The organism is Shewanella sp. NKUCC05_KAH (assembly GCF_019345585.1).
GTDB classification, from domain to species: Bacteria; Pseudomonadota; Gammaproteobacteria; order Enterobacterales; family Shewanellaceae; genus Shewanella; species Shewanella oncorhynchi.
Window position 1 is genome coordinate 38,398 of the sequence record NZ_JAHKQZ010000031.1, and the last position, 7,689, is coordinate 46,086.

Below are 7,689 nucleotides of genomic sequence, written 5' to 3' on the forward strand. Positions count from 1 at the left end.
GACGGAAACCTGAGTTAAACTCCGCCTAAACGGAAGATAAAACAGGCTTCAACCCACAAAGTGCGCGCATTATAGACTAATGCACCCGCTTTGTAAAATTATAGAGTTGTTTCAAGCGTAGCTTGATCAACTGCAACACCTGCACCCATAGTGGTAGAGATGCTGATCTTTTTCACGAAAATGCCTTTAGCAACTGCAGGCTTAGCCTTTTTCAGTGCTGACACTAACGCTTCCAAGTTTTCTTTCAATTGAACTGGTGTGAAATCCACTTTACCGATAGTAGTGTGGATAATACCGTTCTTGTCGTTACGGTAACGAACTTGACCCGCTTTGGCGTTCTTAACAGCTTCAGCAACGTTTGGCGTTACTGTACCTGTTTTAGGGTTAGGCATTAAACCACGTGGGCCTAAGATTTGACCTAACATACCAACAACGCGCATTGCATCTGGAGATGCGATAACTACGTCAAAATTCATTTCACCGGCTTTGATTTTCTCAGCCAGATCATCCATACCAACTAGCTCAGCGCCAGCAGCTTTAGCAGCTTCAGCATTTGCACCTTGTGTAAATACTGCAACGCGAACGTCACGACCAGTACCGTGTGGCAACACTGTTGCACCACGAACGTTTTGGTCAGATTTACGTGGGTCAATACCCAGGTTAACTGCTACGTCTACACTTTCAACGAATTTTGCAGTTGCTAATTCTTTTAACAAAGCAACAGCTTCGTTGATATCGTAGCTTTTAGTACCGTCAACTTTTTCGCGAATTACGCGCATGCGTTTAGTTAGCTTTGCCATTATATTAATCCTCTACAACCAAACCCATTGAACGCGCAGTACCTTCGATTGAGCGAGTCATCGCTTCAATGTCAGCACCAGTCATATCGGCAGCTTTCAGTTCAGCAATTTCTTGAACTTTAGCGCGAGCGATAGTACCCACTTTCTGAGTGTTTGGACGTGGAGAACCTGATTTCAGGCCTGCAGCAGTCTTCAGTAAGTAAGACGCTGGAGAAGTCTTAGTTTCAAAAGTGAATGAACGGTCACTGTAAACAGTGATCACGACAGGAATAGGCATGCCTTTTTCCATTTTTTCTGTACGGGCGTTAAACGCTTTACAGAATTCCATGATGTTCACACCTTTTTGACCCAAAGCTGGACCAACTGGTGGTGATGGGTTCGCAGAACCGGATTTTACTTGTAGCTTAATATAAGCATCAATCTTCTTTGCCATCTGACATTTCCTCAGTTTGGGTTCAAACGCGCATCAGCGACATGCTGACATGCTCCCCCGAAAACAACGGGTGCGAATTATATAGAAATTCGCACCCGTTGCCAAACGGATTTTGTAGTTTATTTAATCAGCCTTTTTCAACTTGACTAAAATCAAGTTCAACAGGCGTAGAACGACCAAAGATCATCACTGATACTTTCACGCGGCTCTTGTCATAATCCACTTCTTCAACGGTACCGTTAAAGTCAGCAAATGGACCATCACACACACGTACCACTTCACCAGGCTCAAATATGGTTCTATGAGTCGGTGACGCTGTCGTTTCTTGTAAGCGACGCAGAATTGCATCAGCTTCTTTATCTGAAATTGGGGCAGGACGATCAGACGTTCCGCCAATAAAGCCTAAAACACGCGGGATGCTTTTGACTAAATGCCAGCTGTCATCGTTCATTTCCATCTGGACTAACACATAGCCCGGGAAAAACTTACGTTCGCTCTTGCGACGCTGACCTGCACGCATTTCGATGACTTCTTCAGTCGGAACCAATACTTCACCGAAGTATGCTTCCATGCCATGCATTTTAATATATTCAATCAGTGACTTACAAACTCGGCCTTCATAGCCTGAGAATGCCTGCACTACATACCATCTTTTTTTAGCTTCTTTAGCTTCAGTCATTCGAGGTGCCTATACGCCAGTGATAAAATTGACAATTCGCATTAACACAGCATCCATACCCCAAAGGATAAGAGCTAAGATACCTGTTGCTGCAAGGACAATAAAAGTGGTGTTTAGCGCTTCTTGACGCGTCGGCCATACAACCTTGCGCACTTCGATATGCGCTTCACGGGCAAAAGCTAACGCTTTTTTACCTTTTACAGTCTGAAGCGCAATAAAACCAGCAATAGCGAATGCAACGATAACACTAAGCGCACGTATGACGGCACTGGCTTCGCTATACATTTGATTGCCAATAACAGCAGCGGCTAGCAATACAATCACTAAACCCCACTTCACGATATCCAGAGAATTGTTCTGGTTTTCAGTATTTGTTGTCATCGGTTTTTCCGTTACTCAATACGGCCTGAGCTTAGAGCACATTAATTGACGGGCATAATCCCACATCACTCTGCATTTCCGAACACCCTTAGAAACGCAAAATAGCATAAGCTCAGGGTCAAAAATCGGCCATAGATTGTATTCTTATTCGACTTTGTAAGCAAGGATGCGAATCCCATGCAAACCACAAAACCTATGAAATAATCCACTTAAACAAAAAAGGAAGCCGAAGCTTCCTTTTCAAACTAATCTCTATCGCAATTAAGCGATGATTTTAGCTACTACACCAGCACCAACTGTACGACCACCTTCACGGATTGCGAAGCGTAAACCTTCGTCCATCGCGATTGGGCAAATCAGAGTCACTACCATTTTGATGTTATCGCCAGGCATTACCATCTCTACGCCTTCTGGCAGTTCGATAGTACCGGTTACGTCAGTTGTACGGAAGTAGAACTGTGGACGGTAGCCTTTGAAGAATGGAGTGTGACGTCCGCCTTCTTCTTTTGACAGAACGTAAACTTCTGATTCAAAAGTCGTGTGTGGGTTGATTGAACCTGGTTTAGCCAATACTTGACCACGTTCTACGTCATCACGCTTAGTACCACGTAATAACACACCACAGTTCTCGCCTGCACGACCTTCGTCAAGCAGTTTACGGAACATTTCTACACCAGTACACGTTGTTTTAGTCGTTGTGCGAACACCAACGATTTCAACTTCGTCACCCACTTTAACAATACCACGCTCAACACGACCAGTAACTACTGTACCACGGCCTGAAATTGAGAATACGTCTTCGATTGGCAGTAGGAACGGCTTATCGATGTCACGTTGTGGTTCTGGAATGTAAGAATCCAGTGCTGCGGCTAATTCAAGGATCTTAGCTTCCCACTCTGGTTGACCTTCTAGGGCCTTCAGAGCTGAACCTTGGATTACTGGTAAATCATCACCTGGGAAATCGTATTCTGACAGAAGTTCACGCACTTCCATTTCAACCAATTCCAGTAACTCTTCGTCATCTACCATGTCACATTTGTTCATGAACACGATGATGAAAGGTACGCCAACCTGACGAGAAAGCAGGATGTGCTCACGAGTCTGTGGCATTGGACCGTCTGTAGAGGCAACTACTAGAATCGCGCCGTCCATCTGTGCAGCACCAGTGATCATGTTTTTAACATAGTCAGCGTGGCCTGGGCAGTCTACGTGTGCGTAGTGACGTGAAGGCGTGTCATATTCGATGTGAGAGGTATTGATCGTAATACCGCGCTCACGCTCTTCTGGAGCGTTATCGATTTGAGAGAAGTCTTTAGCTTCGCCACCGTAGGTCTTAGCCAGTACGTGAGAGATAGCTGCAGTCAGTGTGGTTTTACCATGGTCAACGTGACCAATGGTGCCCACGTTTACATGGGGCTTAATACGTTCAAATTTAGCTTTAGCCATGGTAATGCCTCAGTCCAAGATTCTTGGTGATGAAAACTAACATATAGAAAAAATCCGATGCATTAAAATGACATCGAACCGATTATGTTTAGGCGTAGGAGCTAAATTTAGAGAGGCTGGTGCTGATAGGCAGATTCGAACTGCCGACCTCACCCTTACCAAGGGTGTGCTCTACCAACTGAGCCATATCAGCAACTAATTTGGAGCGGACAGCGGGAATCGAACCCGCGTTATCAGCTTGGAAGGCTGGAGTAATACCATTATACGATGTCCGCGCAACCTAACTAAGGCTACCTAACTACCTAGAAAAAAGTGGTGGAGGGAGAAGGATTCGAACCTTCGAAGGCTGAGCCGTCAGATTTACAGTCTGATCCCTTTGGCCACTCGGGAACCCCTCCACAGAAAATGGTGCCGGCACCAAGAGTCGAACTCGGGACCTACTGATTACAAGTCAGTTGCTCTACCAACTGAGCTATGCCGGCATTATCATTTCGGAACGGGATATTAGGTAAATGCGCTCCCAAGTGCAAGTAAAAAACGCCTATTTACGTAAAAAAAGCGCTTGAACGGTGTTTTTTTACACGTTATGCAACTTTGACGGCCAATTAAACAGCGAATACATCAAACGGTAACGGAAACACGACTGCAATCACCCATTTAGTATTGTTCCAAATAATCTCATAGTGTACTGTGCCTTTCCTAAGCTGAGGAAAGCCAATGACTTCTAAAAATTCAATTCAAAAAGCACTCTATCTCGCCTTCGAGCGCCTGCAATGGTCTGAGTTACGAGATTCAGTGCCGTTGACACTGAGTGAGCAAGACTTGGAGAACCTTAGAGGCATAAATGAAAAGATTTCCTTATCGGAAGTGACCGATATTTATCTTCCCCTTAGCCGGCTACTGAATTTGATCGTTAAAGCTAAGCAACAACGAGGCTTAGTGGTTGATGAATTCCTCGGTCAAAAACCATCAAAAAGTCCTTACATCATTAGTATTGCTGGTAGTGTCGCCGTCGGAAAGAGCACCACAGCACGTATTTTGCAAGCTTTACTACGGCACTGGCCTGAACACCCAAAAGTTGATTTGGTGACAACAGATGGTTTTTTGTATCCTCTGGCGGACTTAAAACGTAAAGGACTATTACAGCGTAAGGGATTTCCAGAAAGTTACGATATGAAAATGCTGGTTGAGTTTATCTCCGCCGTGAAATCCGGTCAGCCACATGTCAAAGCCCCTATCTATTCACACGTCACCTATGACCGCGTTAAGAATCAGCACCAAACGGTTTCTCAACCAGACATCTTAATTTTAGAAGGCTTAAATGTACTACAAACAGGACTCGACTCCCCCGTTGATACCCGTCGTCCTTTTGTCTCCGATTTTGTCGACTTTTCTATTTATGTCGATGCAGAAGAACCTTTGCTAAAACAATGGTATAAAGAACGATTTTTGCAGTTCCGCTCTGGTGCATTCAGTGACAAAAAATCTTATTTTCATCACTATTCGACGCTAACCGATGATGAGGCCAATACGATTGCCGCCAATATTTGGGACACAATCAATGGTCCAAACCTACAACTTAACATTCAACCGACCCGTGAAAGAGCCCATTTGATCCTGCAGAAAGGTCAGGATCATTTAATGTCCCACGTGCTAATGCGCAAATAGCCTTATGTAAAATTGACTCTTGGGTACTTAGCGTGCCCTTAAGCTAATTTCACCGCCGATAAATGCTTGAACACCGTCGGCGGTTTCGAGCAATACTGCACCTTGCTCATCAACGCCACGACAAATTCCTTCGACAGACTTTTCCCCCATAAGCAAACGTATTTCACGGCCATAAAATAAGTCCGCAGCTTGCCAACGAGTCTTGAATGCAGCTAATCCTTCACGCTCAAATAGCTGAATATCACGCTTAAGCTGCTTCTGTAATGCAATAACAAGCGCCGTCTTGTCAGGCATGTCGACCAACTCTGACAAATCACTCCAAGGCTGATCGATACCTTTACCTTGCTCCTCGGACATAGCCATATTCACACCAACACCTATGATAAGCTGGCACTGGCTATCAGCCTGACCCGACATCTCAATCAAGATCCCGGCAAGCTTCTTGTTATCCAAATAGATGTCATTGGGCCACTTAACACCAATATTCTCGACGCCAAAAGATTTAAGCACTTCAACCAATGTACAGGCCACCACTAAACTTAATCCCATTGCCTGCGCTATTCCCTGCGGGAAAGTCCAAAACAGCGAGAAATATAAGTGATGCCCATAGGGCGACACCCAAGTTCGGCCTCGACGACCACGACCTGCAGATTGATACTCTGCCACACACACATCACCATTCTTCAATTCAGTGATATGGTCCAGCAAAAAACCGTTGGTGCTTGCTATCTCATCAAAGTAAAAGCAACGATTATCAATTGATTGCACTAAACGTGAAGCATCAATCAAAGAAATAGGATTCGCTAACTTATAGCCGCGACCTTTGACGCTATAAATTGCCACACCATAGGTTTCTAGCGCATCGATGTGCTTATTCACTGCGGCACGCGAAATCCCAAGTTCAGTGGCTAACTGCTCGCCTGAAACAAATTGCCCGCTAGATAATAAAGCTAATATCTGGCGTTTTCTTCCCCAATGATCAGACATGCAAATCTCCTTCACCGTTAGCCCCGATGATTCTAGGCTCGGCTTCTAGCACAACACCAAATTTATCCTGTACTTGCGCAATAACATACAGCGCTAGGCGGCAAATATCATGCCCCGTTGCTCCGCCTCGATTCACTAACACTAAGGCTTGCTTGTCATGCACTGCCACATTGCCGAGCACAAAACCTTTCAGTCCCGCTTGTTCAATCAACCAGCCTGCCGCCAATTTCACTGTTGCATCCGCTTGTGCGTAGCCCACTATCGTCGGAAAACGCTGTGCTAAATCGAGATAACAGGCTGCGCTTACAATGGGGTTTTTAAAGAAACTGCCTGCATTGCCGAGCACTGCGGGATCAGGAAGCTTTTCACTTCGTACTTGGCATACGCGCTCAAAAATCTCATGCGCTGTAACGGTTGCAGGATCAAACGATTGCAATGGACCATAGACTAAACGCGGTTGCCAACGTTTAGCTAAGCGCAGCCCAACAGCTGTGACTACAGCGAGATTGCGCAATTTGTCTTTGAAAATAGACTCACGGTAAGCAAATTGACACTCAGCTGTGCTGATGCGCACAAACTCACCTGAGGGTAAATCAAGATACTCAACCCAATCACACACATCACATAGTTCAACACCATAAGCGCCAATATTCTGAATAGGTGCTGCACCAACCGTCCCAGGAATTAATGCCATATTCTCCAGCCCAAACATGCCATGCTCGAGCGTAAACTGAATTAACTCGTGCCAATTCTCACCCGCCTCAACATCGAGATAAAACGCTTCTGTGTCTTCAGATACTTTTATCCCTTTCGATAAAATCCTGACAACTGTGCCGTTAAAGTCCTCCGTAAAGACCAGATTGCTACCACCACCAAGCACCAACATAGGCAATTGTTGTTGCCATAGCGGCAGACAGATCACCTTAACAGCTTCTTTTGAGTGCGCCTCAACAAGATCCGCGCAAGACTGGGCCAAACCAAAGGAATTAAATGATTGAAGGCTATGAGATAGAGACATGTGTTTGTTCAATGACGACAAAAACGTATTGTAACTGCTAAAAGCGAGGATTGCAGCTCATGCTAGAGAAGATGACTGAATGAAGAACAGAGAAAAAAGCAGGGAAATCACTCCAATTAACAAATTGCGAATGCAAAAAAGCCAGCTTATTCAGCTGGCTTGGTTACATCTCAATGAGATAATTAGGCGCTTGGCGATGACCTACTCTCACATGGGGAGACCCCACACTACCATCGGCGCGTTTGCGTTTCACTTCTGAGTTCGGGATGGGATCAGG

The 7,689-nt window shown here is 45.1% G+C and carries 8 protein-coding genes, 4 tRNA genes and 1 rRNA gene; 1 reads left to right on the plus strand and 12 read right to left on the minus strand.

The genetic code is table 11. The annotated features are described in order from the left end of the window. Nucleotides 1–98: 98 nt before the first annotated feature. The 9 genes from rplA to KO533_RS21335 form a co-directional block, all read right to left on the minus strand. Nucleotides 99–800, minus strand: a complete 702-nt coding sequence (gene rplA / locus KO533_RS21295; RefSeq protein WP_105251030.1) for a 50S ribosomal protein L1 — start codon at nt 798–800, stop codon at nt 99–101. A gap of 4 nt (nt 801–804) precedes the next feature. Continuing rightward, on the minus strand, nt 805–1,233 hold the full coding sequence (gene rplK, locus KO533_RS21300) for a 50S ribosomal protein L11 (protein ID WP_006083611.1): 429 nt from the start codon (nt 1,231–1,233) through the stop codon (nt 805–807). A gap of 127 nt (nt 1,234–1,360) precedes the next feature. Continuing rightward, complete coding sequence (gene nusG / locus KO533_RS21305; RefSeq protein ID WP_105251029.1) at nt 1,361–1,912, minus strand: transcription termination/antitermination protein NusG; 552 nt, start codon at nt 1,910–1,912, stop codon at nt 1,361–1,363. A gap of 9 nt (nt 1,913–1,921) precedes the next feature. Further along, entirely contained in the window at nt 1,922–2,293 is a 372-nt protein-coding gene (gene secE / locus KO533_RS21310; RefSeq protein WP_006083613.1) for a preprotein translocase subunit SecE, read from the minus strand. A 261-nt stretch (nt 2,294–2,554) separates the two neighbouring features. Continuing rightward, complete coding sequence (gene tuf, locus KO533_RS21315; protein ID WP_105251028.1) at nt 2,555–3,739, minus strand: elongation factor Tu; 1,185 nt, start codon at nt 3,737–3,739, stop codon at nt 2,555–2,557. A gap of 117 nt (nt 3,740–3,856) precedes the next feature. After that, nucleotides 3,857–3,932: transfer RNA gene (locus tag KO533_RS21320), tRNA-Thr, on the minus strand. 8 nt (nt 3,933–3,940) lie between these two features. Continuing rightward, nucleotides 3,941–4,014, minus strand: a tRNA-Gly gene (locus KO533_RS21325). 38 nt (nt 4,015–4,052) lie between these two features. Then, a tRNA-Tyr gene (locus KO533_RS21330) sits at nt 4,053–4,137 on the minus strand. An 8-nt stretch (nt 4,138–4,145) separates the two neighbouring features. Then, nucleotides 4,146–4,221 (minus strand) — tRNA-Thr (locus tag KO533_RS21335). 235 nt (nt 4,222–4,456) lie between these two features. On the opposite strand from KO533_RS21335, the gene coaA reads away from it, so the two are divergent. Beyond that, complete coding sequence (gene coaA / locus KO533_RS21340; RefSeq protein ID WP_105251027.1) at nt 4,457–5,407, plus strand: type I pantothenate kinase; 951 nt, start codon at nt 4,457–4,459, stop codon at nt 5,405–5,407. A gap of 27 nt (nt 5,408–5,434) precedes the next feature. On the opposite strand, the gene birA is transcribed toward coaA, so the two are convergent. The 3 genes from birA to rrf form a co-directional block, all read right to left on the minus strand. Then, nucleotides 5,435–6,394, minus strand: a complete 960-nt coding sequence (gene birA, locus KO533_RS21345) for a bifunctional biotin--[acetyl-CoA-carboxylase] ligase/biotin operon repressor BirA (protein WP_105251026.1) — start codon at nt 6,392–6,394, stop codon at nt 5,435–5,437. Then, the gene (murB, locus tag KO533_RS21350; RefSeq protein WP_219255995.1) at nt 6,387–7,412 is read right to left on the minus strand and encodes a UDP-N-acetylmuramate dehydrogenase; all 1,026 of its coding nucleotides are present in this window, start codon (nt 7,410–7,412) and stop codon (nt 6,387–6,389) included. Before murB ends, birA begins: the two co-directional genes overlap by 8 nt. A gap of 188 nt (nt 7,413–7,600) precedes the next feature. Beyond that, a 5S ribosomal RNA gene (gene rrf, locus KO533_RS21355) occupies nt 7,601–7,689 on the minus strand; the annotation flags it as partial.